At 67.2% G+C, this 26,051-nt stretch carries 23 protein-coding genes; 13 read left to right on the top strand and 10 right to left on the bottom strand.

The genetic code is table 11. The annotated features are described in order from the left end of the window. Positions 1–2: 2 nt before the first annotated feature. Positions 3–956, bottom strand: a complete 954-nt coding sequence (locus P7L68_RS27000) for a pyruvate, water dikinase regulatory protein (RefSeq protein ID WP_372002956.1) — start codon at positions 954–956, stop codon at positions 3–5. 750 nt (positions 957–1,706) lie between these two features. On the opposite strand from P7L68_RS27000, the gene hemE reads away from it, so the two are divergent. From hemE to hemJ, 3 genes are read left to right on the top strand one after another with little or no spacing between them, the layout of a single operon-like run. Further along, on the top strand, positions 1,707–2,759 hold the full coding sequence (gene hemE / locus P7L68_RS27005; protein ID WP_372002958.1) for a uroporphyrinogen decarboxylase: 1,053 nt from the start codon (positions 1,707–1,709) through the stop codon (positions 2,757–2,759). Between the two features lie 8 nt (positions 2,760–2,767). Further along, positions 2,768–3,859, top strand: coding sequence for a ferrochelatase (hemH, locus tag P7L68_RS27010; protein WP_372002959.1), 1,092 nt, complete (start codon positions 2,768–2,770; stop codon positions 3,857–3,859). A 41-nt stretch (positions 3,860–3,900) separates the two neighbouring features. Beyond that, a complete protein-coding gene (hemJ, locus tag P7L68_RS27015; RefSeq protein ID WP_372002961.1) occupies positions 3,901–4,347 on the top strand; it encodes a protoporphyrinogen oxidase HemJ in 447 nt (148 codons plus the stop codon). Positions 4,348–4,643: 296 nt separating this feature from the next. Here hemJ and P7L68_RS27020 read toward each other — a convergent pair whose 3' ends face one another. Then, positions 4,644–4,802, bottom strand: a complete 159-nt coding sequence (locus tag P7L68_RS27020) for a hypothetical protein (protein WP_372002962.1) — start codon at positions 4,800–4,802, stop codon at positions 4,644–4,646. 229 nt (positions 4,803–5,031) lie between these two features. Here P7L68_RS27020 and rho point away from each other — a divergent pair, with 229 nt between their 5' ends. After that, on the top strand, positions 5,032–6,291 hold the full coding sequence (gene rho, locus P7L68_RS27025) for a transcription termination factor Rho (protein ID WP_372002964.1): 1,260 nt from the start codon (positions 5,032–5,034) through the stop codon (positions 6,289–6,291). A 118-nt stretch (positions 6,292–6,409) separates the two neighbouring features. Here rho and P7L68_RS27030 read toward each other — a convergent pair whose 3' ends face one another. From P7L68_RS27030 to P7L68_RS27045, 4 genes are all read right to left on the bottom strand, one after another. After that, complete coding sequence (locus P7L68_RS27030; protein WP_372002966.1) at positions 6,410–7,384, bottom strand: quinone oxidoreductase; 975 nt, start codon at positions 7,382–7,384, stop codon at positions 6,410–6,412. Positions 7,385–7,577: 193 nt separating this feature from the next. After that, on the bottom strand, positions 7,578–8,264 hold the full coding sequence (locus P7L68_RS27035; protein WP_372002968.1) for a dienelactone hydrolase family protein: 687 nt from the start codon (positions 8,262–8,264) through the stop codon (positions 7,578–7,580). Between the two features lie 109 nt (positions 8,265–8,373). Next, positions 8,374–8,952 (bottom strand): methylated-DNA--[protein]-cysteine S-methyltransferase, encoded by a 579-nt coding sequence (locus P7L68_RS27040; protein ID WP_372002969.1) that lies wholly within the window; start codon positions 8,950–8,952, stop codon positions 8,374–8,376. Continuing rightward, positions 8,949–10,994 carry a thioredoxin domain-containing protein gene (locus tag P7L68_RS27045; protein ID WP_372002971.1) on the bottom strand — a complete coding sequence of 682 codons (2,046 nt, stop codon included), beginning with the start codon at positions 10,992–10,994 and terminating at the stop codon, positions 8,949–8,951. Before P7L68_RS27045 ends, P7L68_RS27040 begins: the two co-directional genes overlap by 4 nt. 130 nt (positions 10,995–11,124) lie before the next feature. On the opposite strand from P7L68_RS27045, the gene P7L68_RS27050 reads away from it, so the two are divergent. The 7 genes from P7L68_RS27050 to P7L68_RS27080 all read left to right on the top strand — a co-directional run bounded on the left by P7L68_RS27050 (position 11,125) and on the right by P7L68_RS27080 (position 17,917). After that, positions 11,125–11,379, top strand: coding sequence for a DUF6489 family protein (locus P7L68_RS27050; protein ID WP_372002973.1), 255 nt, complete (start codon positions 11,125–11,127; stop codon positions 11,377–11,379). A 7-nt stretch (positions 11,380–11,386) separates the two neighbouring features. Then, a complete protein-coding gene (locus tag P7L68_RS27055; protein ID WP_372006978.1) occupies positions 11,387–11,797 on the top strand; it encodes a ferredoxin in 411 nt (136 codons plus the stop codon). A 134-nt stretch (positions 11,798–11,931) separates the two neighbouring features. Then, positions 11,932–13,317 (top strand): tRNA uridine-5-carboxymethylaminomethyl(34) synthesis GTPase MnmE, encoded by a 1,386-nt coding sequence (gene mnmE, locus P7L68_RS27060; protein WP_372002975.1) that lies wholly within the window; start codon positions 11,932–11,934, stop codon positions 13,315–13,317. Between the two features lie 191 nt (positions 13,318–13,508). Then, entirely contained in the window at positions 13,509–15,458 is a 1,950-nt protein-coding gene (mnmG, locus tag P7L68_RS27065; RefSeq protein WP_372002976.1) for a tRNA uridine-5-carboxymethylaminomethyl(34) synthesis enzyme MnmG, read from the top strand. Positions 15,459–15,463: 5 nt separating this feature from the next. Further along, a complete protein-coding gene (rsmG, locus tag P7L68_RS27070) occupies positions 15,464–16,192 on the top strand; it encodes a 16S rRNA (guanine(527)-N(7))-methyltransferase RsmG (RefSeq protein WP_372002978.1) in 729 nt (242 codons plus the stop codon). Next, on the top strand, positions 16,164–16,988 hold the full coding sequence (locus P7L68_RS27075) for a ParA family protein (RefSeq protein WP_372002980.1): 825 nt from the start codon (positions 16,164–16,166) through the stop codon (positions 16,986–16,988). Before rsmG ends, P7L68_RS27075 begins: the two co-directional genes overlap by 29 nt. Further along, positions 16,985–17,917: a ParB/RepB/Spo0J family partition protein gene (locus P7L68_RS27080; protein ID WP_372002982.1), complete on the top strand. Its 933-nt coding sequence runs from the start codon at positions 16,985–16,987 to the stop codon at positions 17,915–17,917. The genes P7L68_RS27075 and P7L68_RS27080 overlap by 4 nt, the downstream gene beginning before the upstream one ends. A gap of 63 nt (positions 17,918–17,980) precedes the next feature. Here the strand turns inward: P7L68_RS27080 and holA are convergent, their stop codons facing one another. The 4 genes from holA to P7L68_RS27100 form a co-directional block, all read right to left on the bottom strand. Continuing rightward, positions 17,981–19,015 (bottom strand): DNA polymerase III subunit delta, encoded by a 1,035-nt coding sequence (gene holA, locus P7L68_RS27085; RefSeq protein ID WP_372002984.1) that lies wholly within the window; start codon positions 19,013–19,015, stop codon positions 17,981–17,983. A gap of 15 nt (positions 19,016–19,030) precedes the next feature. After that, entirely contained in the window at positions 19,031–19,630 is a 600-nt protein-coding gene (lptE, locus tag P7L68_RS27090; protein WP_372002986.1) for an LPS assembly lipoprotein LptE, read from the bottom strand. Beyond that, positions 19,596–22,181: a leucine--tRNA ligase gene (gene leuS, locus P7L68_RS27095; protein ID WP_372002988.1), complete on the bottom strand. Its 2,586-nt coding sequence runs from the start codon at positions 22,179–22,181 to the stop codon at positions 19,596–19,598. The genes lptE and leuS overlap by 35 nt, the downstream gene beginning before the upstream one ends. 130 nt (positions 22,182–22,311) lie before the next feature. Then, entirely contained in the window at positions 22,312–22,860 is a 549-nt protein-coding gene (locus tag P7L68_RS27100; RefSeq protein ID WP_372002991.1) for a DUF3576 domain-containing protein, read from the bottom strand. Positions 22,861–23,394: 534 nt separating this feature from the next. On the opposite strand from P7L68_RS27100, the gene P7L68_RS27105 reads away from it, so the two are divergent. After that, positions 23,395–24,474, top strand: a complete 1,080-nt coding sequence (locus tag P7L68_RS27105; protein ID WP_372002993.1) for a porin — start codon at positions 23,395–23,397, stop codon at positions 24,472–24,474. A 330-nt stretch (positions 24,475–24,804) separates the two neighbouring features. Continuing rightward, positions 24,805–25,905 (top strand): porin, encoded by a 1,101-nt coding sequence (locus P7L68_RS27110; protein WP_372002995.1) that lies wholly within the window; start codon positions 24,805–24,807, stop codon positions 25,903–25,905. The last annotated feature ends 146 nt before the right edge of the window (positions 25,906–26,051 follow it).

The following is a 26,051-nucleotide window of genomic DNA, read 5'->3' on the forward strand; positions in this document are numbered from 1 at the left end:
GATCAACTCTCGCCCAGGTGGCGCAGATACATCTGATAGATCGCCGCCGCGGTCTCTTCGATCGAACGGCGGGTCACGTCGATCACCGGCCAGCCCTTCCGCTCGAACAGGCGCCGGGCGGCGATCACCTCGGTGCGAACTGCATCGATGTCGATATATTCCCCGTCATCGGGCTGGTTCAGGCTCAACAGCCGGTTGCGCCGGATCTGCACCAGCCGTTCGGGGCTGGTGGTCAGGCCCACGATGAACGGACGGGTCGCGGTTTCCACCTCGGCCGGCAGGGGCTGGCCCGGTACAAGCGGCACATTGGCGGCCTTCACCCCACGATTGGCCAGATAGATCGCGGTCGGCGTCTTGGAGCTGCGCGATACGCCGACCAGGATCACATCGGCATCATCGATGTCCCAGAGCGACTGGCCGTCATCATGGATCAGGGCAAAATGCATCGCGTCGATCCGGGCGAAATACTCCTGGTCGAGCATGTGGCGCCGCCCGGGCCGGCGGGAGACCGAGACCCCCAGATAGCCGCTGACGATATCGGTGATCTGGTCCAGCACCGGCACGCAGGGCACTTTCAGCCGCCGGCAGGCCTCTTCCAGCCGCTCGCGCAATTCACTGAGCGCCAGCGTGTACATGACCAGGCCCGGATGGGCCTCGATCGACTGGATCACCTTTTCCAGCTGCGCCGGAGAGCGGACCAGCGACCAGACATGCTCGCGCGCATCCACCCCGTCGAACTGCGCCAGCACCGCGCGGGCGACGGTGTTCACGGTCTCGCCGCTTGAATCCGACACCAGATGCAGGTCGAACAAGACCTGCTGGCGATGCAGATCTGCACCATGTCCGCCCCCGCGCAATGCCGGCGCGGCACCTGCTGCACGGGCGGCAGAGGGGCCGGGCCCGGGCAGGGCAGGGGTGGGGAGCGGCAGCTCCACGGTCGGCTCGTCGTCGGCCATCCGGATCTCCAGCAAGCGTCATCGGGACGATGTTCGCGCCCTGTTCACGTCCCGTTCACGGCTGTGGATAACCCGGAATCACGGGGGCCGAACGGGGTCGGACGTCGGGCGCTCATATTGCGTCACCGCTCTTCATCTGTCATCCGCCGAGCCGTCTCCATGTGGGCCGAACAGGACCGGTGGTGCCGGCAGAGTGAGGACGGCAGCCGGGCGGCGTGAAGTTTTCCACGTTATCCACGACATTATCCCCCGAGACTCCGCACGAGACTCCGGAGTTATCCACCCATGCCCCCGACCGATGGCCCGGGATCGTCCACATGGGGGCTTTTCTGTGGATGGTTTGTGAATGGGTGGGGATCCCCGATATCCACAGGCACCCTCTATCCTCTACAACCTTTCTATCCCGAATCCCCTACCTTCTGTAGATGGGGGCTTGTCCACAGGGCGAGAGAACTGCAGTCTGTGCCCGGAACATGCGGTTCGCATGGTTCGAATGAAAGCCGGAGCGCAACACGGTTGCGCAGCCGAACGGGTAGCTTTTGCCCTCATCGGCCGTTGCCGAAACGGCAACGGCATGCCGGTCCAGCAACACCAGGGACATTCGGTCGCGGCCGAAAACGAAAATCCGCCGCGGACTCCGCTGGAATCGAATCCGCCGAACGGGCATGATCCGCGGCACCGGCGGCAGGGCCGGCCGACCGTCTTTGCCGACGCGGCCGTCTGCCTGCCAGAGATCCGAGGACCGCATCGATGACCGAGACCACCAAGCCGCTGCTCGCAGCCCTCAAAGGCGGGCATCCGGACCGGACCCCGATCTGGCTGATGCGTCAGGCCGGCCGCTATCTGCCGGAATATCGCGAGCTCAGGGCGCGCTCGAAGGGTTTCCTCGATCTCTGCTACAGCCCGGATCTCGCCACTGAAGTGACCCTTCAGCCGCTGCGCCGCTTCGATCTGGATGCGGCGATTCTGTTCTCCGACATTCTGGTCGTGCCGCACGGGCTGGGCCAGAAGGTCTGGTTCGCAGAAGGCGAGGGGCCGCGGCTGGAACCGATCCGCGATGCGGCGGGGCTCGCCGCCCTCGATCCCGAACGGGTCACGTCTTTTCTGGCGCCGGTCTACGAGACCGCGGCACGGGTGCGGGCGGCCCTGCCCGACGGCCGGGCATTGATCGGTTTTGCCGGCGCCCCCTGGACCATCGCGACCTATATGGTCGAAGGCGGTTCCAGCAAGGATTTCCTGAACACCAAGCGCTGGGCCTATGGTGACCCGGATGGCTTTCAGCTGTTGATCGACCTGATCGTCGATGCGACCGTCCGTCACCTGGAGGCGCAGATCGCGGCGGGTGCCGAGGCGGTACAGATCTTCGACAGCTGGGCCGGCGCGCTGGATGAAGACGCGTTCGAGCGCTGGACGATCACCCCGATCCGTACCATTGCCAGCCGGATCCGCGCCCGGCATCCCGATCTGCCGATCATCGGCTTTCCGAACCGCGCCGGCACGCTATATGAGCATTTTGTCCGGAATGCCGGTGTCGATGCGGTCAGCGTCGACCCGACCTGGAGCGTGGAGGCGATTGCCACCCGTCTCCGGCCGCATGTCGCGGTTCAGGGCAATCTCGATCCGGGCCGTCTGGTCGCGGGCGGGCCGGATCTCACCCGCCGGGTGCGGAAGATATGTGACCGGCTGGCGCCTATGGGCGGCTTCGTCTTCAATCTCGGCCATGGCGTCCTGCCGCCGACCGATCCCGGCCATGTCGCCCAGGTGATCGCAGCAGTGCGCGAGGCCGATGCCGCGAGAGTCTGAGTCAGGTTATGATCAAGGAACGTGACTATAAAGAAACGGGACGAATTGCTGTCCTGTTGTTCAATCTCGGCGGACCCGACGGGCCGGATGCCGTTCAGCCGTTCCTGTTCAACCTGTTCTTCGATCCGGCGATCATCTCTCTGCCCTTGCCGCTGCGCTGGGCGATCGCAAAGCTGATCAGTACCCGCCGCGCCCCCTTCGCCCGGGAAAATTATGCGCTGATGGGCGGCGGCTCGCCGCTTCTGCCGGAAACCTTGAGCCAGGCCCGGGCGCTGGAAGCCGAGCTTGAGGGCCGCGGGCTGACCGTCCGGGCCTGGCCGGTCATGCGCTACTGGCATCCCTTCGCGCCGGAGGTGGTGGCCGAGGTGAAGGCCTGGGCGCCCGACCGGATCATCGCCCTGCCGCTCTATCCGCAGTTCTCCACCTCGACCAGCGCCTCGTCGCTCAAGGACTGGGACCGGGCTGCCCGCAAGGCCGGGCTCAGGGCGCCGACTTCGACCGTCTGCTGCTGGCCGGTCGAGCCCGGTCTGGTCGAGGCGCATGCGAGCCTGATCGTGGAGCGCTGGCGCCAGGCAGAGGCAGAGGCGCCGGGCCGGCCGATGCGCATCCTGCTGTCGGCCCACGGCCTGCCGAAGAAGATCATCGAGCGGGGCGATCCCTATCAGTGGCAGGTGGAGCAGAGCTGTGCCGCGGTGATGGAACGGGTGGCGGCCCTGCTTGGCCGGCCGCTCGATACCATCGACTGGCAGGTCTGCTATCAAAGCCGGGTCGGGCCGCTGGAATGGATCGGGCCGTCGACCGATGCCGAAGTCGAGCGGGCAGGGCAGGACGGGCGCGGCCTGATCCTGGTGCCGATCGCCTTCGTCTCGGAACATGTCGAGACCCTGGTCGAGCTGGACGTCGAATACCGTCATCTGGCCGAAAAATCCGGGGCCTTGCCCTATCTGCGGGTACCGACCCCCACCACCCATCCGGCCTTCATCCGTGGCCTGGGTGATCTGGTGATCCAGGCGGCAGGGCGCGAGGGCGTGGCGCCTGATGCCGCCGGCCCGTCCTGTCCGGCGGGCTTCGGCCGCTGCGCCTGTCGCGCCGGCACCTGACGCATCCGCATCCAGCCATCCGAGACGAGGCAGCCAATCCCATGATCGACGCATTCGCCGGCGCCTATCCCTGGTTCAAGGCCCTGCATGTGATCTCGGTGATCGCCTGGATGGCCGGGATGTTCTATCTGCCGCGGCTGTTCGTCTATCATGCCGATGCCGCACCAGGCTCCGAGCTGTCCGAGCGTTTCAAGGTGATGGAGCGCCGGTTGCTGAAGGCGATCATCAATCCGGCGATGGTCGCCACCTGGCTGTTCGGCATCCTGATCCTGACCACCGGGGCGGTGTCGCTGTCCGAAGGCTGGCTGCATGCCAAGATCGCCCTGGTGCTGATTATGTCGGGCATGCATGGCGCGTTCAGCGCCTGGCGCCGGGCCTTTGCCGAGGATCGCAACCGCCATTCCACGCGCTTCTATCGCTGGATGAACGAAGTGCCGACGGTGCTGATGATCGGCATCGTGATCCTGGTGATCGTGAAGCCGTTCTGATCCGGCCCAACCGGCGGCACCCGCCCCGATCGCGGGGGAAGAGGGCGTGACAATTGCACGATTTCGCCGGAAATCGACCAAGGTCGTATCGTTTTCCGGCGTATCGGGTTTGACAGCGGCCATGCGACGCGCTAACTGATTAGGCATCGGCACGGTTGACGTGTCGGTGAAGCCGGTAGCGCGACGTTCGTCCCATGCCTGCGGCATGCCGGGACGGAACGGACAGACGAACGTCGCCGGGCGACATGCTTCACCCGTTACCACCCGCGCCGCCACATTGGCCGGGCGGTGGGTCTTCAGGGATCGCAGTCGCGGGTACCGGTGCGGGTCGCCAGGCTGTCAACGCCGACGCGGTCTTTCAGTCCTCTCCTCGTCGATCGAACCCCTTCAGGACCACATCCCTTTCCGGAACCGAGCCGGGCCGTTACCGGTTCGTGATCGACGTCGGTGATCATCGACGTCTCCGCACACATGGCTTGTGTCCGGCCGGCGCCCTGCCGGCCTGTTCTGGATGGCCGGTCAATCCCGGGTGGTTCGATACGACCATTCGATACACAACGTGCTGCCCGTCTGCCGGGCCCGCGCAAAACAGGTGAGCCAGGCTTTGACCCGGCTTCGTCGTTGAACGGGATCCTGCCATTCCGGCGTTCCCCGTCCGTCGACCCCCGATCGGAAATCCATCGCATGAACCTTCAGGAACTGAAGACGAAAACCCCGGCGGAGCTGCTCCAGTACGCCGAGACCCTGGGCGTCGAGAACGCCGGCACGCTGCGCAAGCAGGATCTGCTGTTTGCGATCCTGAAGCAGTCGGCCGAACAGAATGTCGCCATCCATGGCGGCGGCGTGCTCGAAGTGCTCCAGGATGGTTTCGGCTTCCTGCGGGCGCCCGAGAGCAACTATCTGGCGGGGCCGGACGACATTTATGTCAGCCCCCAGCAGATCCGCCGTTTCGGCCTGAAGACCGGTGATACCGTCGACGGTCAGATCCGGGCCCCCAAAGAGGGCGAGCGCTATTTCGCGCTGCTCAAGGTCAACAGCATCAATTTCGACGTGCCGGACAATGCCCGGCACAAGGTCAATTTCGATGATCTGACGCCGCTCTATCCCAATCAGCGGCTGAATCTGGAACTCTCGGACCCGTCGAAGAAGACCACCACCGCCAGCCGGGTGATCGATCTGGTGGCGCCTTTCGGCAAGGGCCAGCGCGCGCTGATCGTGGCGCCGCCGCGTACCGGTAAGACGGTTCTGCTTCAGAACATCGCCCATGCGATCGCCACCAACCACCCCGAGTGCTATCTGATCGTCCTGCTGATCGACGAGCGCCCGGAAGAGGTCACCGACATGATCCGGTCGGTGAAGGGGGAGGTGATCAGCTCGACCTTCGACGAGCCGGCCTCGCGTCATGTCCAGGTCGCCGAGATGGTGATCGAGAAGGCCAAGCGTCTGGTCGAGCACAAGCGCGATGTCGTCATCCTGCTCGACTCGGTCACCCGCCTTGCACGCGCCTACAACACCGTGGTGCCGTCGTCGGGTAAGGTGCTGACCGGCGGTGTCGATGCCAATGCCCTGCAGCGCCCGAAGCGCTTCTTCGGTGCCGCCCGCAACATCGAAGAGGGCGGGTCGCTGACCATCATCGCCACCGCGCTGATCGATACCGGTTCGCGCATGGACGAGGTGATCTTCGAAGAGTTCAAGGGCACCGGCAATTCCGAGCTGATCCTGGACCGCAAGCTGGCCGACAAGCGTACCTTCCCGGCGATCGATATCGGCAAGTCGGGTACCCGCAAAGAAGAGCTGCTGGTCGATCGCGGCACGCTGTCGAAGATGTGGGTGCTGCGCCGCGTGCTCATGCCCATGGGCACGATCGATGCCATGGACTTCCTGCTCGACAAGCTCAAGCACACCAAGAGCAATGCCGATTTCTTCGATTCCATGAACAGCTGACCGCCGCTGTTCCACGTGGAACGCCGTATGAAAAAGGCCGCCGCCCCAGGGATGGGACGGCGGCCTTTCTCGTCTGTGTTCCACGTGGAACGATATGGTCGCCCGATCCCCGGGGCGCTCAGGGCAGCAGTACGGTGGCGCCCGTGGTGGCGCGGGCCTCCAGATCGCGATGGGCCTGGGCGGCTTCGGCCAGCGGATAGGTACGGGCGGCACCGACCTTGACCTTGCCCGAGCCGACCACGTCGAACAGATCTTTCGCCGTGGCGCGCAGCTCTTCCTTGGTCGAGGTGTAGTGGAAGAGGGAGGGGCGGGTGACATAAAGGCCGCCGCGCTGGTTCAGCACCACCAGATCCACCGGGCCGACGGGGCCGGAGGACTGGCCGAAGCTCACCATATAGCCGCGCGGCTGCAGGCAGTCGAGCGAGGCCATGAAGGTGTCCTTGCCGACCGAGTCATAGACCACCGGCACGCCCTTGCCGCCGGTCAGCTCCTTCACCCGGGCCACCAGATCTTCCTCGCGATAGAGGATCGGGTGGTCGCAGCCATGGGCACGGGCCAGCTCCGCCTTCTCGGGCGAACCGACGGTGCCGATGACGGTGGCGCCCAGCGCCTTGGCCCACTGGCAGGCGATCAGGCCGACACCGCCGGCGGCGGCATGGATCAGGATCGTCTGGCCGGCCTGGACCGGGAAGGTGCGGCGCAGCAGATACTGCGCGGTCATGCCCTTCAGCATCATCGAGGCGGCGGTCTGGTCGTCGATGGCGTCCGGCACCGGCACAACCCGGTCGGCTGGCATCAGCCGCTCTTCCGAATAGCTGCCCATCGGGCCGCTGGCATAGGCGACGCGGTCGCCGGGCTTCAGATCATCGACGCCGTCACCGACCGAGACCACCACGCCGGCGCCTTCCATGCCCAGGATCGCGGGCAGCGGGGCAGGGTAGAGACCGGTGCGGAAATAGACGTCGATGAAGTTCAGGCCGATCGCCGTGTGACGGATACGGATCTGGCCGGGCCCGGGTTCACCGACCTCGACCTCGACAAAGTCCATCACCTCGGGGCCGCCGGTCCGTTCGATCCGGATCGCCTTCACCATCGGGTGTCTCCTCCATATGGGGCACGTCTCTGGGGACGCAGGGGTGTTTCGGTTCCCGATGATCGGCGAGGCCGGGCGATCGTGCAATGCTCCTGCCGGATCCGTCGCCGGAACGGCCTGTTTCCGCCGCGACAAAAGAAAGGGGACAGCCCATCCGGACCGTCCCCCTCTGTCTGCATCATGCCGTCGTCTGTCAGGCGATCGTGTTCTTCAGGAAGGCGAGGGTGCGGTCATCGGCCGTCAGCGCCGCGTCCTGCACGAAATTGGCACCACCCGGGCGGGCAAAGGCGTGGTTGCAGCCTTCGTAGACATGCAGCTCCACCTTCGGGTTGTCGGCCAGCGCCGACTTGATCTTCTCCTGCGACTCCGGCGGCACGAAATCATCCTTGGCCGCGACATGCATCAGCAGCTTGCCGCCGATCGACGCCGCTTCGCCGAGATTGTCGTCCAGCGCCACGCCGTAATAGCTGACGGCCGCATCGATATTGGTGCGCGCCGCGGTCAGGAAGGCCAGACGGCCGCCCAGGCACCAGCCGATGGCGCCGACCTTGCCGGTGCTGCTCTGGCCGCGGATGTAATCCACCGTCGCGGCGATGTCCTCGACGCCCTTGTCCGCGTCGAAGCCCTGGAACAGCTGGAAGGCTTTCTGCCAGTCGGCCTCGCTCTGATCGGTGATCATCACGCCCGGCTCCTGCCGCCAGAACAGGTCGGGGACGATGACGGTGAAGCCCTTGGCGGCGAAGCAGTCCGCCTGATAGCGCATCAGGTGGTTGACGCCGAAGATCTCCTGAATCAGCACCAGCGCCGGGCCGCTGCCGCCCTGTGCTGTCGCCAGATATGCGTCAAACGTACCGCCATCCCTGGCGGTGATCTGCACCATGCTGCCCACTGTTCGGCCCCTTTGCTTGTCTGGTCGGGATGCGGAAAGAACGGCCCGGCGCCAGGTTTCCGTGGGGCAGCCTGCTTTCCGGTGTGCGGAACACAAGGCGTCACAGAAGCCGCGGCTGCCGTTCCGGCGTCCGGGCCCGCTCAAGGTGAAGCAGAAACCGTTTGGTGTCAACGCCACCCCGTGCAGAGAAACCTCCGATTGAATGACCACCCCCCACCACCCGGTGGCAGGGGATGACGATCGGGATCGGATTGGCGCCACAGGCGCCGCCGACGGCACGGGCCACCGAGCCGACCCGGCGGGCCATATCGCCATAGGTTTCCGTCTCACCATATGGAATATCCAGCATCGCGGTCCAGACCGCGCGCCTGAATTCGGTACCGGCGGGGGCGAGCGGCAGATCGAACCGGTCCAGTTCACCCGCGAAATACCGCCGGAGCTGGGCCTCGGTCTCGTCCAGAATGCGGGCTGCCTGCGGGCCGGCCTCTGCGGCCAGCATGGCCTCTGCGACATCGGCCGGATCGATCCAGTCCAGCGCCAGCAGCGCGTCGTCACCGGCCGCCAGGCGGATCGGCCCCAGCGGGGTATCGGCGATCAGCCGGGTTCCGACGGCACGGGTTCCCGTCGTGCGGGAGATGGCATTGCGGATGCGGGCACCTGGCGGCGTGGATGTCATCATCGGGCAGGCTCCGGAGCAAGGGCGGCGGCCAGTGCCGCGGGATCGTGCAGCGGCAGCCCGCAGCGCGGGCCCCGGCAATGATAGGCCGTGACCCGCCCGCCCGCCATGCCCTTGCCGGCAGCCGGATGTCCGGCGGGCAGGGGGGTGTCGGGATCGATCTGCCGCAGATCCAGCAGCGGCCGGCCGCTTGCCGCCGCGGTGCGGAGCAGGGCGCGGGTCGCCATGTCGCCCGCGGGGCCCACCACCACCACCTGATCCGCGGCATTGAGCAGCAGGGCGGCGACCATCAGCGACGCCACCCCGAACGGATTGCCGTCCACCTCGGCGCCGAAGGCCGCGATCGTTGCGCGCGCCGCCTCGGCATAGGCCGGATTGCCGGTGGCGAGTGCCAGCCGGGCCAGGGCCTGGGCCATCAGTCCGTTGCCCGAGGGCTGGGCCGTATCCGTGCCGGGGCGGCTGCGTACCGGCAGCACCTCGGCATCATCGGCCGTCATGTGCCAGCCGCCGCCCTCGGCCATGTGATGCCGCATCACCACCTCCGCCCAGCCTTCCGCCCGGGGCAGGCGTGCGGTGCCGCCCTCTGCCCGGTCCAGCGCCAGAGCCGCCAGAATCATTGCCGCATGATCGTCCAGCAGCCCCGGCCAGACCAGCCGTCCGGCCCGTGCCGCATGGCCCAGCCGGCCGTTGCGGTCATGGCTTGCCACCACCGCATCGAAGGCGCGGGCGGCCCGTGCCACCTGGTCCGGCCGGTCGAAGATCATGCCGGCTTCGGCGAGGCCCGCGATCATCAGCCCGTTCCAGTCGGCCAGCACCTTGTCGTCGCGGCCCGGATGGCTGCGCGACCAGCGCCGCTCGTGCAGCCGTGCCGCCATCGCCTCAAGCCGCGCCTCGTCCTCGCCGCTCAGCGGGTCGGGATGCGCCAGCCGGTTGGGGATGGCGCGGCCCTCGAAATTGCCGCCCGGCCGGATGTCGTAGACCCGGCCGAAGAGGGCGGCGTCGTCCGCGCCCAGAACCGCCGCGATCTCCTCGGCCGTCCAGAGGTAATAGAGGCCTTCTTCGCCCTCGCTGTCGGCATCCAGGCTGCTTGCAAAGGCGCCGTCGCCGGCATCCATCTGACGCGCCAGCCAGGCCATGATGCCGGCTGCGGCATCGGCGAAAACCCTGGCATGGGGCTCCGTTCTGGCTCTTGCCCAGGCACGGGCGTAGAGCGGCAGCAGCTGGGCGTTGTCGATCAGCATCTTCTCGAAATGCGGCACCAGCCAGTCGGCGTCGACCGAATAGCGGGCGAAGCCGCCGCCCAGATGGTCGTGAATGCCGCCCGCGGCCATGCGGCGCAGCGTCCGGTCCAGCGCCGCGCCCGCGGCCTCGGCCCGGGAGCTGCCATCCGCCGCTATGGCGTCGAACAGGGCGAGCAGGGGAGCGTTCGGAAATTTCGGTGCGCCGCGCACACCACCACGCTCCGGGTCGAACACCCCGGCGATCCGGGCAGCCGCACCGGCCACCGTATCGGGCGAGGGCACGGGGCCGGGATGTCGGGCTGCCAGCCGGCCCAGCCGGGCGCCGATCGCCGATGCGTTGTGGCGGACGTCCTCGGCCTGATCGTGATATATTGTGGAGATCTGCCTGAGCATGTCACGAAAGGCGGGAAGACCGTGGCGAGGCTCGGGCGGGAAATAGGTGCCGCCCCAGAAGGGCGCACCATCGGGTGTGAGGAACATGGTGAGTGGCCAGCCCCCCGGCTGGCCGAGGGCCTGAAGAGCGGCCATGTATACGTCGTCGACATCAGGTCGTTCTTCGCGATCGACCTTCACGTTGACGAACAGCCGGTTCATGACGGCGGCGGTCTCAGGGTTCTCGAAGCTCTCATGGGCCATCACATGGCACCAATGGCAGGCGGCGTAGCCGATCGACAGCAGGATCGGCCGGTTCTCCGCCCTGGCGCGCGCGAAGGCCTCCGGGCCCCAGGGCAGCCAGTCCACCGGATTGTCCTTATGCTGAAGGAGGTACGGGCTGACTTCCCTGTGGAGTGAGTTTCCGGACATCTTTTAAACCCGAGAGTGTGTTGGCGCTTGCAATCGGTGCGGGGATCGCGGACTGTCCAGGGTACGTGGCGTCAGTGGCGACCATCGGCAAGCGCAGACGAGCCAAAGCAAAGATCAGGGAATCTGCCCGATGAAGATCTCCATCGACCTCGATTGCACCCCCGAAGAGGCCCGCCGCGCCGTTGGCCTTCCGGATCTGACGCCGCTGCACAACATGTTCCTGACCGAGATGCAGAAGCAGATGGCTCAGGCCATGAAGTCCATGGATGGCGATAACATCATCCGGAGCTGGATGCCGGGCGGGCAGGGCTGGGACCAGATGCAGAAATTCTGGTCGGGGCTCGCCACCGCCGGCACCACCGGGGGCGTGAAGAAGGACGGCTGAGGTGAGTGTGGTCCGCAACGATCCGCCGCTCTATTACGAGCGGCACATTTTCGTGTGCACCAACGAGCGGCCCGAGGGCCATCCGCGCGGTTGCTGCGAGGCCGGCGGGGCAACGAAGCTGCGCAACTACATGAAGGCCCGTGCCAAGGAAATGGGGCTCAAGGGCGTGCGGGTGAACAATGCCGGCTGTCTGGACCGCTGCGAGCTGGGCCCGACGCTGGTGATCTATCCCGAAGGCGTCTGGTACGGCTATCGCAGCACCGACGATATCGACGAGATCCTGACCACCCATGTCGCCGAGGGCGGCCGGGTCGATCGGCTGATGCTGAAGCCGGGCGATGACGAGATCGCCAAGGCCGACATCGCCGAGCGGCGGGCTGCCGAGAAGGCCGCCCGTCTGGCGGCGAGCGGCGGCTGACAACCGCACCCGTTCCGGTCGGCTGTTCAGGCCAACTGTTCAGATACGGTCATCGGGCTATGATGAGGCCGGCATCCCGGAAGACGGGGTGCCGGCCTCGTTTTTCTGCCTGCCCGATCGGATCCCCACCTCCCATGACGACATCCACCACGTCGCGCCCCCGCACCATCTTCGCCCGGGCGACGCCGCCCGGGCGCGGCGCCGTGGCGATCATCCGCCTGTCCGGCCCCGACACCGATGCCGCCCTTGCGGCCCTGACGCCTGGCCGTGCACTGCCCGAACCCCGCCTGGCCAGCCTGCGCCGGATCGCCGATCCGGTCTCGGGTCGGGCGATCGACGAGGCGCTGCTGCTGCGCTTCCGGGCACCCGCCAGCTATACCGGCGAGGATGCGGCCGAGCTGCATCTTCATGGCGGCCCGGCGGTGGTGGCGGCGGTGATCGATGTGTTGGGCCGTCTGCCCGGGCTCCGGCCGGCGGAGGCGGGGGAGTTCACCCGCCGCGCGGTGCTGTCCGGCCGGATGGATCTGACTGCGGCCGAAGCGGTCGCCGACCTGATCGCCGCCGATACCGCCGGCCAGGCGGTTCAGGCCCTGGCCCAGCTGGGCGGGCGGCTGGGGCGGCAGGTGGAGGACTGGCGGGCACGGCTGATCCGCGCCGCGGCGATGATCGAGGCCGAGATCGACTTCCCGGATGAAGAGGTACCCGACGGCATCGCCCTGGCTGTTGCGCCCGAGCTTGAGGCGATCGCGACCGAGTTCCGCGCCTGTCTGGCCGATGGCCGGTCGGGGGAGCGGCTGCGCGAAGGTGTGGTCGTGGCGGTGGTCGGTCGCCCCAATGCCGGCAAGTCGAGCCTGGTGAATGCGCTGGCCGGGCGCGAGATCGCGATCGTCACCGATCGGCCGGGCACCACCCGCGATGCGATCGAGGTCGCGCTCGATCTGGACGGCGTGGCGCTGACCCTGATCGATACCGCCGGGCTGCGCGACACTGACGACCCGATCGAGCAGGAAGGGGTGCGTCGCGCCCGGGCCCGCGCGGCCGAGGCCGATCTGCGCCTGGTGGTGATCGATCCCGAGACCGCCGATCCGTCCAAAGCGATGATCGAGGCGGGAGCGCGTCCGGGAGATCCGATCGTCTTCACCCGCCGGGATCGTCTGGCGGCCGATGCCGCCGACCGGCTTCGGGCGGCCGTGGCCGGGGACCATCCGATGGTCCTGGTCTCCTGCGTCTCCGGTGCCGGCATGGGGGATCTGGCGGCGATGCTGGCCGGGCTCGCCGCCGGGCTCACCGGCGGCGGGGAGGGGGCGATGATCACCCGTGCGCGCCATCGGGCGGCGCTCGATCAGGCGGCGGCGGCCCTCGATGCCGCGGTGGCCGGGCTCACCCATCCGCTGCCGATGCTGGAGCTGGTGGCGGAAGATGTCCGCCGGGCCTGTGATGCGCTGGGCCGGATCACCGGCCGGATCGATGTCGAACACCTTCTGGATGCGATCTTCCGTGAGTTCTGCATCGGGAAATGATATCTGAAGGGCGAGCCCGCGCCGTATCCATCCCTTCAGACCGTGTCTGAACTGCCCCGGCTTTTCGTGTGTGGCACAGGGGGTTGGCGGCGGATGTTCCACGTGAAACGCGGCGGCACCGCCGGCGGGTCCCAGGCCTGGCCGCCATCACCCGCCCGCCTGCCATCACCCGACGACCAGACGAGACCACGATGCCCAGCGATCTGCCCCGTTCCATCCCGGCCACGCCAGAGGCCGTCGTCGATCCGTCGGCGGTCGACGTCATCGTCATCGGCGGCGGCCATGCCGGCGTCGAGGCGGCCGCCGCTGCGGCACGGGTGGGGGCGCGGACCATCCTCGTCACCCACACCTTCGCAACCATCGGCGCGATGTCGTGCAACCCGGCGATCGGTGGGATCGGGAAGGGCACGCTGGTGCGCGAGGTCGATGCCCTCGACGGGCTGATGGCCCGGGTGATCGATCGGGCGGGGATCCAGTTCCGGGTGCTGAATGCCAGCCGCGGCCCTGCCGTGCACGGGCCGCGCGCCCAGGCCGATCGCCGGCTTTATGCCGCGGCGATGCAGAATCTCATCGCCGGCACTGCCGGGCTCGACGTGGTCGAAGGCGCGGTCGATGACCTGATCATGGCGGAAGAGGGCACGGCCCCGCGGGTTGCCGGGGTGGTGCTCGCCGATGGCCGCCGGATCCGGGCGGCCGCCGTGGTGCTGACCACCGGCACCTTCCTGCGCGGCATGATCCATATCGGCGACGCGCGCATCCCTGCGGGCCGGGTGGGGGAGGCGCCGGCCGCGGCGCTGGGGGCGCGGCTCGAAGCTCTGGGCCTGCCGATGGGTCGGTTGAAGACCGGCACGCCGCCCCGGCTCGACGGCCGGACCATCGATTGGGCATCGCTGACGGAGCAGCATGGCGACACGCCGCCGAAGCCCTTCTCGGTGCTCACCGACCGGATCACGGTGCCGCAGATCGCCTGCCATATCACCGCGACCACGCCGGCGGCTCATCAGGTGATCCGCGATCATCTGCACGAGAGCGCGGTCTATTCCGGCCGCATCGCCGGGCGGGGCCCCCGCTACTGCCCCTCGATCGAGGACAAGGTGGTGCGCTTCGCCGATCGCGACAGCCACCAGATCTTCCTGGAGCCCGAAGGCCTCGACGATCACACGGTGTATCCCAACGGCATTTCCACCAGCCTGTCGGCCGAGGCCCAGGCCCGGATGCTCCGCCATATCCCGGGGCTGGAGCGGGTCTCGATCATCCGGCCGGGCTATGCGATCGAATACGACTTCGTCGATCCGCGATCGCTGCTGCCGACGCTGGAGAGCCGGGTGATGCCCGGCCTTTACATGGCCGGCCAGATCAACGGCACCACCGGCTATGAAGAGGCGGCGGCGCAAGGTGTGCTGGCCGGTGCCAATGCCGCGCTGGCGGCGGGCGAGGCCGGCGGTGATCGCCGTCAGGGCGCCCGGTTGCTGCCCGACCGCGGCCGTTCGCTGACCGGGGTGATGATCGACGACCTCACCACCCGGGGCGCCGACGAGCCTTATCGCATGTTCACCTCGCGCGCCGAATACCGGCTGCTGCTCAGGGCCGACAATGCCGACCTGCGGCTGACGGGCGAGGCGATCGCCCTGGGGCTGGTCGGTGCCGAACGTCGTGCCGCTCATGAGGCGAAGCTGGCGGCCCTCGATGATGCCCGGCATCTGGCCCGCAGCCTGACCCTGACGCCGGAACAGGCCCGCACCCATGGTATCCCCGCCAATCGTGATGGCCGGCCGCGCTCCCTGCACCAGCTGCTGGTTCATGCTGAGGCGACCCGTCTGGTGCTGACCGGCATCTGGCCCGAGCTGGCCCGGATCCGCGCCGACGTCTACGAGCAGATCGAGATCGAGGCCCGCTATGACGGCTATCTCGGTCGCCAGGAGGCGGATGTCTCTGCCTGGCGGAGAGAGGGGGGGCTCGCCATTCCGCCCGGCTTCGACTATGGCCGTGTCGGCGGCCTGTCGGCCGAGATGCAGGAGAAGCTGAACCGGAATCGGCCGGCGACGATCGCCGCCGCTCAGGCAATCCCCGGGGTGACCCCGGCGGCGCTCAGCCTGGTGATCGGCGCCATCCGGCGCGGCGCGGCCCTGGCAGCGGAGTAGGGCAGATGGCACGCAAACCCGATGCCCGTCGCGGCGGCCCCAGGCCTGCGGCTCAGCCGCGCGCTGCCGGGCCGGCCGGTCCAGCCGGCGCCGACCACGACATCATCCGGCCGCGCATCGATGCGCTGCTTGCCGGGGTTCCACGTGAAACTCTCGACCGGCTGGAGATTTACGCCGAAAGGCTCATCCGCTGGCAGGGGGCGATCAATCTGGTGGGCCCCGCGACCCTGCCTGAACTCTGGCGCCGGCATATGCTCGATTCGGCCCAGCTTCTGCCGCTGATCGGTCCGGTCGCCGGCCGGCGTCTGGTCGATCTGGGCTCCGGTGCCGGCTTCCCCGGGCTGGTGTTGGCGGCGCTGGCTGATCTGGACGTCCATCTGGTCGAAAGCGACACCCGCAAGGCGATCTTCCTGCGGGAGACCGCCCGGGCGATGGGCATCGCCGTCACCGTCCATGCCGAGCGGATCGAGCGCCTGAAGCCCCTGGATGCCGACCTTGTGTCCGCCCGCGCGCTTGCCCCTTTGGACAAGCTTCTTGAGATGGCCATTCCGCTTGCCCGCCCTGATGCCGTATTCTGGTTTCTGAAAGGCGCCCAGGCCGATGCCGAGATTGCAGCCGCCCGCACCCGCTGGACAATGCAGGTGGTATGCCATAGAAGTATGACCGACGAGGGTGGCGTCATCCTTGAAGCGAAGGGGCTGTCTCGTGTCCAAGACCGTGACCAATCCCGCTGATGCGGCGCCTCAGGGCACCGGTCGCGTGCTGGCCATCGCAAACCAGAAGGGCGGCGTCGGTAAGACCACGACCGCAATCAATCTCGCGACCGCGCTGGCTGCGGCGCGCAAGCGGGTTCTGGTGATCGATCTCGATCCGCAGGGCAATGCGTCGACCGGGCTGGGCATCGGTGCCAGCCAGCGGGATCCGTCGAGCTATGACGTATTGATGGGCGAGGCGAGCCTTGCCGAGGCGATCGTCGAAACCGATGTGCCCGGGCTGGCGGTGGTGCCGGCTGTGGTCGACCTGACCGGTGCCGAAATCGAGCTGATCGAGCGCCCGGCCCGCGAACGCCGGCTGCGCATGGCGCTGGGTGCCGAGGGACTACCGCAGTACGACTACATCTTCATCGACTGCCCGCCTTCGCTCGGCATCCTGACCCTGAATTCCCTGGTCGCCGCCGATGCGGTGCTGGTGCCGCTGCAGTGTGAGTTCTTCGCGCTCGAAGGCGTTAGCCAGCTGGTTCGGACCGTCGACCGGGTGCGTCGTTCGCTCAATCCGCGGCTCGACATCCAGGGTGTGGTGCTGACCATGTTCGACAACCGCAACAACCTGTCCAATCAGGTGGCGGCCGATGTGCGCAACTTCTTCGGCGACAAGGTCTACAAGACCGTCATCCCGCGCAATGTCCGCGTCTCGGAAGCGCCCAGCCACGGCAAGCCGGTGCTGCTCTATGATCACCGCTGCGCCGGGGCCAAGGCCTATATCCATCTGGCGGGTGAGGTGCTGAAGCGCGAACGGGGGGTGGCCGCGTGAGTGCGGAAGAGACCGGCGGCCGCAAGCGCGGCCTGGCGCGCGGCCTGTCCGCGCTGCTTGGTGATACGGCGATCGAGGATGCGGCCCCCGCGGCCGCAACCGCCGATGTCCGGATGATGCCGGTAGAGCGGCTGCGCCCCGGCCGCTATCAGCCCCGCCGGCATTTCGACGAAGAGGCCCTGTCGCAGCTGGCCGCCAGCCTGCGTGAACGTGGTGTGGTCCAGCCGATCCTGGTCCGGCCGCTCGATGACGGCGGGTTCGAAATCGTCGCCGGCGAACGTCGGTGGCGGGCGGCGCAGCTTGCCCGGCTGCACGAGGTTCCGGTCATCGTCCGCCATATGGCGGATCATGATGCGCTGGAAATCGCCCTGGTCGAGAACATCCAGCGCCAGGATCTGACGCCGCTGGAAGAGGCTGACGGCTATCGCCGGCTGATGGGGGAGTTCTCCTACACCCAGGAGGAACTCGGCCGGGTGATCGGCAAGAGCCGCGCCCATGTCGCCAACATGCTCCGCCTGCTGAACCTGCCCGATGCGGTCAAGGAGATGCTCGACGACGGCCGGCTGTCCATGGGGCATGCCCGGGCGATCGCCACGGCTGAAGACCCTTCGGCCCTGGCGAAACGCATTGCCGATCGGGGGCTGACGGTGCGTGAGGCAGAAACTCTCGCACGGGGCGAAGCGGAAAAGCGGGCGACCCGCGATGGCAGCCAGCGCAAGCCTGTCGGTGGCCGGCCGCGCCGGGCCGAGGCCGCTGGTGGTTCTACCAAGGACAGCGATACACTGCGCCTGGAAGAGGATCTGAGCGAGAGCCTGGGGCTCAAGGTCTCGATCAACCCGATCTCGCCGACCGCCGGCTCGATGACCATCGCCTATGGGTCTCTCGAAGACCTCGATGACCTGCTTGCCCGGCTGGGCGGGCGGGGCTGAGGCATCGATCAGGGCCAGTTTACACCCAAAATATTATCGGTCGTGGAGGCTGGTTTTCAGGCCTCAACGGCGACGTTTCCGCTGCCCGGCTTCGGCAGCAAGACCGAGCAATGCCTGGCCGACCAGGGTTTCCTGAGGCAGCCCCTGTTTGGCCCGGGCCTCGGCATCGGCCAGCCGGCCCAGCGCCCGGGCCAGAGCCGCAGTCGGCCATACCGCCAATGCCGCCTTGAAGCCGCTGGTCTGCTTGAAGAAGACCGGCGGTTTCAGCGATTTCATCGCCGTCTCGGGATCCGCTCCCTCGTCGATCTCGGCCCGTGCCTGAAGCAGCCTGCCGAAATGGCGGGAGACCGCGCGCAGCAGGGCGATGGCCGATGTGCCCTCGGCGAAGGCCCGGTCCAGAGCCCGGTCCAGAGCCGCGGCATCGCCGCCGGCTGCGGCCAGCGCCACATCATCCAGTGCCACGGTCCGCGCATCGCCGATCACGGCTTCGACGTCATCGAGCGTGACCCGGCCGCGGCCATGGGCGTAGAGGGCCAGCTTGTCCAGCTCCATCCGGGTCATCGCCCGGTCGGCCCCCAGAGAACCGGCCAGCGCCATCAGCGCATCGGCATCGGCCTGGAGCCCTGACTCCGACAGGTGATTGCGGATCACTTCGGCCAGATCCCGGCCTTCATCGGCATAGCAGGCGATGGCGGCCGCGTTGGCGGCGGTTTCGAAGAGTTTGCGAAGCTTCGATCCGGGGCCCAGCTCGCCGCCATCGACCACGATCAGCGCGTCGCCGACCGGGTCGCCAAGGAAAGCGGCCAATGCCGCCGTCTGGCCATCGCCGATATCCCTGAGCCTGACCACCCGCCGTCCGCCACCAAAAGCAATGGCGGCCGCTTCATCGGCAAGCCGGGCAGGGTCCTCCGACAGGGTCTTGCCGTCGAGGGTGGCAATCCGGAAGGGGTCGGTAGGGTCCGGTACGACCGCGCGCACCAAACGGTCCGCCCGTTCCTTCACCAGCCCCCGATCGGGACCGTAGACCAGAACGGCCCGCCAGGCGGCATCGGGCCGGCCGCTTTTGGTATCCGCATCCCGGGGGGCGACCTTCACCATCCGTCTGCCGCCGCCTCAGACCTCGCCATGCTGGTCGAAATAGATCGCGAGCCGGGTATGAACCTCCCGTGCCGCTTCCTGCAGGGCACGCTCGATCGCATCCTGCCGGGACACCAGCGTTGCATAGGGGGCGGAGATCTGGTCATAGCCGTTGATCTGGGTGACCGTCCCGTCGGCCAGCAGCCTGTCGGTCTTGTTGTCGCCGGCATTCGGCGCGATCAGGCGGTAGGTCACGGCGACCCGCACATTATAGCGGCTGGCCGTCGCGTCTTCGTTGATTGCGAGGCCGGTTTCCGTGATCCGGATCGCGCTGTCCAGCCGGTAGCGCCCGGGATTGCCGCGGCCCTCCCCGGCAAGCAGACGCTCCAGACTGTTCCGGTAGATCTGGCCAGCCCGGTCGGGCACCGGTCCGACCGCGACAGCGGCCAGCTGTTCGGTGACCGCGGGGCGGCTGGCCGCCGTCTCGCTGTAGAGCGGCCGGAAGCCGCAGGCCGACAGCGTCAGCGCCGCCGTGGCCATCGCGGCCGCCAGCACCAGCCGCCTTGGGCGGCGGCTGGCGGGTCGGGTCGGAGCGTTGCGGTCAACCGATGAGGTTGAGGATGCGGTTCGGGACATAGATCACCTTCCGCGGGGTGCGGCCGTCGAGAGCGGTCTTGACCTTGTGGTCGGCGAGGGCACGTTCCACAGCCGCATCCTGATCCAGATCCGGCGCGACATCCAGCTTGCTGCGCACCTTGCCGTTGACCTGCACGGGCAGGGTGACGGTGTCGACCGTCACCAGGGCCGGGTCGAAATCGGGCCAGGGCTGTTCGGCCAGCAGGCCGTCATGGCCGGCCATCCGCCAGAGTTCCTCACCCAGATGCGGGGTCATCGGCCCGATCAGCCGGATGACGGCATCCACCGCCTCGCGGGCGACGGCGGTATCGGCGGGCGAGGCCGGGGTGAAGTCGAACAGCGCGTTCGACAGTTCGCGCAGCCGCGCCACACCCTTGTTGAAGTGGAAGCGCTCCAGATCCTCCGACAGGTCGCGGATCGTCCGGTGCAGCTTGCGGCGGATCTCCAGCGCCGTACCCTCGGCCGCCGCCAGATCGGCGCCGATATCGGTGCCGGGGGCGGGCAGGGCGGCCGCCCATTCATCCACCAGACGATACAGCCGGGCCAGATAGCGGTGCGCGCCTTCCGCACCCGCATCGGTCCATTCCAGATCGCGTTCCGGCGGGCTGTCGGACAGCATGAACAGCCGTGCGGTATCGGCGCCATAGGCCTCGATGATCGCCATCGGGTCCACGACGTTGCGCTTGGACTTGCTCATCTTCTCGATGCGGCCGCGGGTCACCGGCCGGCCGGTTTCCACATGGACCAGCTGGCCGTCGGCGTCTTTGGTCACCTCTTCGGGGAAGACCCAGCGGCCCTGATCGTCCTTGTAGGTCTCGTGCACCACCATGCCCTGGGTCAGCAGCCCGGCGAAGGGCTCCTTCACGTCCAGCAGCCCCACCTCGCGCATGGCGCGGGTGAAAAAGCGGGAATAGAGCAGGTGCAGCACGGCATGTTCGATGCCGCCGATATACTGGTCGACCGGCATCCACTTGTCGGCCGCGTCGCGCGGGAAGGGCCGGTCGGTGGTCAGGCCGGTATAGCGGGCGAAATACCAGCTGCTCTCGAAGAAGGTATCGAAAGTGTCGGTCTCACGCCGGGCCGGCTTGCCGCAATTCGGGCAGTCGACATGCGCCCAGCTGGGATGGCGGTCCAGCGGGTTGCCCTGGCCGTCGAACACCACATCCTCGGGCAGGGTGACCGGCAGCTGGTCTTCCGGCACCGGCACCACGCCGCAATCCGGGCAGTGGATCACCGGGATCGGGCAGCCCCAATAGCGCTGGCGCGACACGCCCCAGTCGCGCAGGCGGAAGGTGGTCTCACCCTTGCCGATGCCGATCTTCTCAAGTTCCTCGATCGCGCGGCGCTTGGCGTCTGCGACCGACAGCCCGTCCAGGAAGCCGGAATTCACGATCACGCCGTCGCCGGTCACCGCCTCGGTGCCGATCTCCAGCGAGGAAGCGTCGTCCATGCCTGCGGGCCGGACCACCGGCTTCACCGGCAGGTCGTATTTGCGGGCGAAATCCAGGTCGCGCTGGTCATGGGCCGGGCAGCCGAAGATCGCGCCAGAGCCGTATTCCATCAGCACGAAATTCGCCACATAGACCGGCAGTTTCAGCCCCGGCACGAAGGGATGTTCGGCATCGACCGGCAGCCGGTAGCCCTTCTTCTCGGCCTTCTCCAGCACCTCTTCGCTGGTGCCGGTGCGGTTGCACTCTTCGATGAAGGCGGCAAGCGCGGGGTCGGATGCCGCCAGCGCCTCGGCCAGCGGGTGGTTGGGGGCGATGCCGCAGAAGGCGGCGCCGAACAGCGTGTCGGGGCGGGTGGTGAAGACCTCCAGCCCGTCCAGCCCCTCGGGTGCACCCTCAAGACGGAAGCGCAGCCGGGCACCTTCGGAACGGCCGATCCAGCGCTCCTGCATGGTCTTCACCCGGTCGGGCCAGCGGTCCAGCGTCGACAGGCTGTCGAGCAGATCGTCGCCGAAGGCGGTGATCTTCAGGAACCACTGCGACAGCTTGCGCCGTTCCACCAGGGCGCCCGAACGCCAGCCACGGCCCTCGATCACCTGTTCATTGGCCAGCACCGTCTGGTCGACCGGATCCCAGTTGACCCAGCTTTCCTTGCGATAGGCGAGGCCGGCTTCCAGGAACTTCAGGAACATGCGCTGCTCGTGGACGTAATAGTCCGGTGCGCAGGTGAAGATCTCCCGGTTCCAGTCATAGGACAGGCCCATCGACTTCAGCTGGCCGCGCATGGCCGCGATGTTGTCGTAGGTCCATTTGCCCGGGTGGATGCCGCGCTCGATGGCGGCATTCTCGGCCGGCATGCCGAAGGCGTCCCAGCCCATCGGGTGCAGGACGTTATACCCCTTGGCGCGGCGGTAGCGCGCGGTCACGTCCCCCAGCGTATAGACGCGGACATGGCCGATATGGATGCGGCCGGAGGGGTAGGGGAACATCTCGAGCACGTAGTATTTCGGCTTCGACGACGCTTCATCGGTCGTGAAGGTGCCGTTCTCGTCCCACACCTGCTGCCACTTGGGCTCGATCGCCTTGGGGTTGTAGCGGGCCATTTTTCCGGTACGAAGTGCGGGTGACCGCAACCGGCACCGCCCCCCTTCTGTCAGGGGGCATGCCGCTGCCGGTCACCCGGTTGGAGAGGATGGCGGCAGGGCTGGCCCCGTCGCCGGACTTGTGACGCCGTCAGCTCGCCGTGCTTGACACGCGCAGCTGACGGGCGCGGGTGAGGATGGCGTCCTCGATACGGGTCGCGACCGCGGGCTCGACGGGCTGGTCGACCCAGGTGCCGGTTTCGTCGCGGCGCTGCTTGAAGGCAGCCACGCGGATGCCGTCGGCCCGGAGCTGGCGGTCGAGGATATAGACGGTGAGCTTCATCCGCTCACCCGGCGTTTCGGGCGCGCTGTACCAGTCGGTGATCAGCACACCGCCGAAGGGGTCGGCGGAGGCCAGCGGCATGAAGCTGATGGTGTCGAGCGAGGCCCGCCACAGGAAGCTGTTCACGCCGATCGGCGAGGCGCCGCCGGTGCCGTCGCGGCTCTTCTCATTGTCGAAGATATTGAGCCCGCCGTCGCCGAAGATGGTCTGGCGCTGGGTCTCGTAGGTGCCGCCGGTTCCGCCTGGCATCGAGCGCGGATAGCTGGCTTCGGTCTCCACGCCGCTGCAGCCCGCGAGCAGCGCGAGCGCGCCTGCGAGCGTCGCGAACCGCAAAAGATCCTTGCCCGTGACTGCCATGGCCGTTCCAAACCTCTCTGGCTATTGTCCGACGTGGTCCCGCCGGCGTTGTCTCTGGTCCCGACAGGGCGTCGCCGAAATCTGTCCGAGAGAGGCATTTGCACTCCGTCGGATGCTTCGGTCGGCTGAACTATATGGCAAGCCGCTTCCTGCCTCAACCGAAGCCGATAGCCCGCCGTCCGTGGCACCGGGCAGCCCCGGGGACCGGATCAGGGGGCCGTGACGCCGCCGTGTCATCCCTGTTGCAATCCTGCTACATTGTGACGGAAATCACTGACGCGTCGTATTGCGCCGCGTTGACGGCGCGTGCGCTGCGGAAGAACATGAACTTGCCGCATGGGCGAATTCCCCGCACGCCCGGCGTCCGGATGGCGGCCAAGACCGTCGACCGTCAAAGAGCTTCCGGCCAGCATCAGGCCAATCATGACCAGGCCGGAACCCGAAGCGGGCCGGCTGACCAGATCGTATCCCGGACGTCCCGGCACCCGGCCGGATTGAAGATTTCTGAACGTTCTCACCAGGGGACCCGACCCGATGAAGAAGATCCTGCTCGGCAGCACTGCCATCGTCGCCGCTGCCGCCGCTTTCGCCGCTCCCGCTTCGGCGGCCGAGAAGATCAAGCTCGGCCTCGGCGGCTATTATCAGAGCGCCTTCGTCCTGATCGACGAGGATGTGGCAGATACCCGCACCGACAGCATCAAGCAGGAAGGCGAGATCCACTTCCTGGGTGAGACCACGCTCGACAACGGTGTCACCGTCGGCGTGAACGTGCAGCTCGAGGGCTACACCACCGGCGACCAGATCGACGAGCACTTCGTCTATTTCGAGGGCGGCTTCGGCCGCGTGCAGCTGGGCGCCGCCGACTCGGCCGCCTATCTGATGCACTATTCGGCCCCGACCGCGATCGCAGGTCACGGCGTCGACAGCCCGAACTTCTTCCATGCCTCGCAGCCCGGCACCAATGTGCTGGCCTCGAACTACACCTTCCTGAACACCACCGGCGACGCCAACAAGCTGACCTATTTCACCCCGCGCTTCGCGGGCTTCCAGCTGGGCCTGTCGTACACGCCCAGCCTCGCGGCCGGCACGGGCGGCTCGTCGAACTCCTATGGCAACCTGCCGGATAACACCCCGGGCCAGCAGGAGCAGATCGTCGAGATCGGCGCCAACTACGTGAACAGCATCGGCGGCGTCGATGTGGCCTTCGCGCTGGGCTACCTCACCGGCAAGCAGGAAGTCGATGCCGCAGGCTTCGACGATCAGGAAGCCTTCACCGTGGGCGCGCAGCTGGGCTATGCCGGCTTCACCTTCGGCGGTGGCTACCAGAAGAACAATATGGGCCTGCAGCTCGAAGACGACATGGAGCAGTGGAACGTCGGCCTGACCTACGGCTTCGGTCCCTTCACCGTCGGCACCGGCTATGGCTATGGCAGCCAGACCAGCGGTGCCGGCGTCGAGGACGAGCTGTCGACCTTCGAGATCGGCGGCACCTACGAGATGGGCCCGGGCGTCAGCCTGATGGCCGGCTACTTCCACTACGACTTCGACTCGGATCTGGCGGCGAACCGGAACACCTCGGACGCCTTCATGGTCGGTACCTCGCTCGAATTCTGATCGGGCAGTCGTGGACGCCGCAGTTTCCGCGGCGTCCATCCCCCTCACATAACCGTCTGACGGCCGATCCGGCCCTGCCCGGAGTTGTTGCTTCACAGCCACAGTGTGGCGGGAAGCGCGACGGCAGGGGTGCACCTCGCTTGACCACCGCATGCGCGGGATGGAACATGGCGACGCACAGCGCTTCGGATACGGCTTCGACGGCACCCTATTTACGGGTCGTATCACCTGGCGCTCGATGCCGCGCCGGGCTTTTTTTGCTGGTCTGATGGCAGTTCGCCAGAGGGCCGGCCTCAAGCCTGGCTCCACCGGTTCTAGGGGAACTGACCGATGAAGAAGATTCTGCTTGGCACGTCGGCCATCGTCGCCGCCGGCCTGCTCGCCGCGCCGGCGTCGGCCGCTGAGAAGATCAAGCTGGGCCTGGGTGGCTACTACCAGAGCGCCTTCGTCCTGATCGACGAGGACGTCGAGAACACCCGCACCGACAGCATGAAGCAGGAAGGCGAGATCCACTTCCTGGGTGAGACCACGCTCGACAACGGCATCAAGGTTGGTGTCAACGTCCAGCTCGAGGCCTACACCACCTCGGATCAGGTCGACGAGCACTATGTCTACTTCGAGGGTGGCTTCGGTCGCGTCGTCCTCGGCGCCGAGAACTCGGCTCCGTACCTGATGCACTATTCGGCCCCGTCGGCCGTGGTGGGTCATGGCGTCGACAGCCCGAACTTCTTCCATGCCAGCCGTCCGTCCTACTCGGTTGGCGGCGCCACCGTTCAGAACGCGCTCGCCTCGAACGCGACCTTCCTGAACGCGACCAGCGACGCCAACAAGCTGACCTACTTCACCCCGCGCTTCGCCGGCTTCCAGCTCGGCCTGTCGTACACCCCGAGCCTCCAGGGCGGTCGTGGTGGTTCGTCGGGTGCCTATGGCAACCTGTCGGACAACAACGTCGGCGCGCAGGAGAAGCTCGTCGAGGTCGGCCTGAACTACGTCAACACCTTTGGTGGCATCAATGTGGCGGCCTCGGCCGGCTACAGCGGCGGCTCGCTTGAGCAGGAAGCTGCCGGCTTCGACGATCTCGAAGCCTGGAGCCTGGGTGCGAACCTCGGTTATGCCGGCTTCACCTTCGGTGGCGCCTACATGACCAGCAACCAGGGCCTGCAGCTCGAAGACGATCTCGAGCAGTGGAACGTCGGCCTGACCTATGGCTTCGGCCCGTACAAGGTCGGTGTTGCCTACGCCGATGGCGGCGTCACCCTCGGCACCGGTCGCCAGGACGAGCTGAAGATGATCGAGGTCGGCGGCACCTATGCCCTCGGCCCGGGCGTCAATCTGATGGCCGGCTACTACTACATCGATTTCGACTCGGACGATGCGGGTCTCCGCAACGAGGCGAACTCGTTCATGGTCGGTACCGCCCTGTCGTTCTGATCGACGGAGCAGCCGATCGGCCGGGTCACCGGCCAGACGTGAAAGAGGGGATGGGCTTCGGCCCATCCCCTTTTTTCTTGTCTGCGAGTCTGGTCGGACAGGGGGCGGAATGGTTGCACTGCACACCCGGGAAGGTCCGCAGGATC

The sequence above is a fragment of the Tistrella mobilis genome (assembly GCF_041468085.1).
GTDB lineage: Bacteria > Pseudomonadota > Alphaproteobacteria > Tistrellales > Tistrellaceae > Tistrella > Tistrella mobilis_A.

Coding starts and splice junctions, on each gene's coding strand:
- P7L68_RS27000 (WP_372002956.1), bottom strand. CDS start 956: ATGGCCGACGACGAGCCGACCGTGGAGCTGCCGCTCCCCACCCCTGCC.
- hemE (WP_372002958.1), top strand. CDS start 1,707: ATGACCGAGACCACCAAGCCGCTGCTCGCAGCCCTCAAAGGCGGGCAT.
- hemH (WP_372002959.1), top strand. CDS start 2,768: ATGATCAAGGAACGTGACTATAAAGAAACGGGACGAATTGCTGTCCTG.
- hemJ (WP_372002961.1), top strand. CDS start 3,901: ATGATCGACGCATTCGCCGGCGCCTATCCCTGGTTCAAGGCCCTGCAT.
- P7L68_RS27020 (WP_372002962.1), bottom strand. CDS start 4,802: ATGATCACCGACGTCGATCACGAACCGGTAACGGCCCGGCTCGGTTCC.
- rho (WP_372002964.1), top strand. CDS start 5,032: ATGAACCTTCAGGAACTGAAGACGAAAACCCCGGCGGAGCTGCTCCAG.
- P7L68_RS27030 (WP_372002966.1), bottom strand. CDS start 7,384: ATGGTGAAGGCGATCCGGATCGAACGGACCGGCGGCCCCGAGGTGATG.
- P7L68_RS27035 (WP_372002968.1), bottom strand. CDS start 8,264: ATGGTGCAGATCACCGCCAGGGATGGCGGTACGTTTGACGCATATCTG.
- P7L68_RS27040 (WP_372002969.1), bottom strand. CDS start 8,952: ATGATGACATCCACGCCGCCAGGTGCCCGCATCCGCAATGCCATCTCC.
- P7L68_RS27045 (WP_372002971.1), bottom strand. CDS start 10,994: ATGTCCGGAAACTCACTCCACAGGGAAGTCAGCCCGTACCTCCTTCAG.
- P7L68_RS27050 (WP_372002973.1), top strand. CDS start 11,125: ATGAAGATCTCCATCGACCTCGATTGCACCCCCGAAGAGGCCCGCCGC.
- mnmE (WP_372002975.1), top strand. CDS start 11,932: ATGACGACATCCACCACGTCGCGCCCCCGCACCATCTTCGCCCGGGCG.
- mnmG (WP_372002976.1), top strand. CDS start 13,509: ATGCCCAGCGATCTGCCCCGTTCCATCCCGGCCACGCCAGAGGCCGTC.
- rsmG (WP_372002978.1), top strand. CDS start 15,464: ATGGCACGCAAACCCGATGCCCGTCGCGGCGGCCCCAGGCCTGCGGCT.
- holA (WP_372002984.1), bottom strand. CDS start 19,015: ATGGTGAAGGTCGCCCCCCGGGATGCGGATACCAAAAGCGGCCGGCCC.
- lptE (WP_372002986.1), bottom strand. CDS start 19,630: ATGTCCCGAACCGCATCCTCAACCTCATCGGTTGACCGCAACGCTCCG.
- leuS (WP_372002988.1), bottom strand. CDS start 22,181: ATGGCCCGCTACAACCCCAAGGCGATCGAGCCCAAGTGGCAGCAGGTG.
- P7L68_RS27100 (WP_372002991.1), bottom strand. CDS start 22,860: ATGGCAGTCACGGGCAAGGATCTTTTGCGGTTCGCGACGCTCGCAGGC.
- P7L68_RS27105 (WP_372002993.1), top strand. CDS start 23,395: ATGAAGAAGATCCTGCTCGGCAGCACTGCCATCGTCGCCGCTGCCGCC.
- P7L68_RS27110 (WP_372002995.1), top strand. CDS start 24,805: ATGAAGAAGATTCTGCTTGGCACGTCGGCCATCGTCGCCGCCGGCCTG.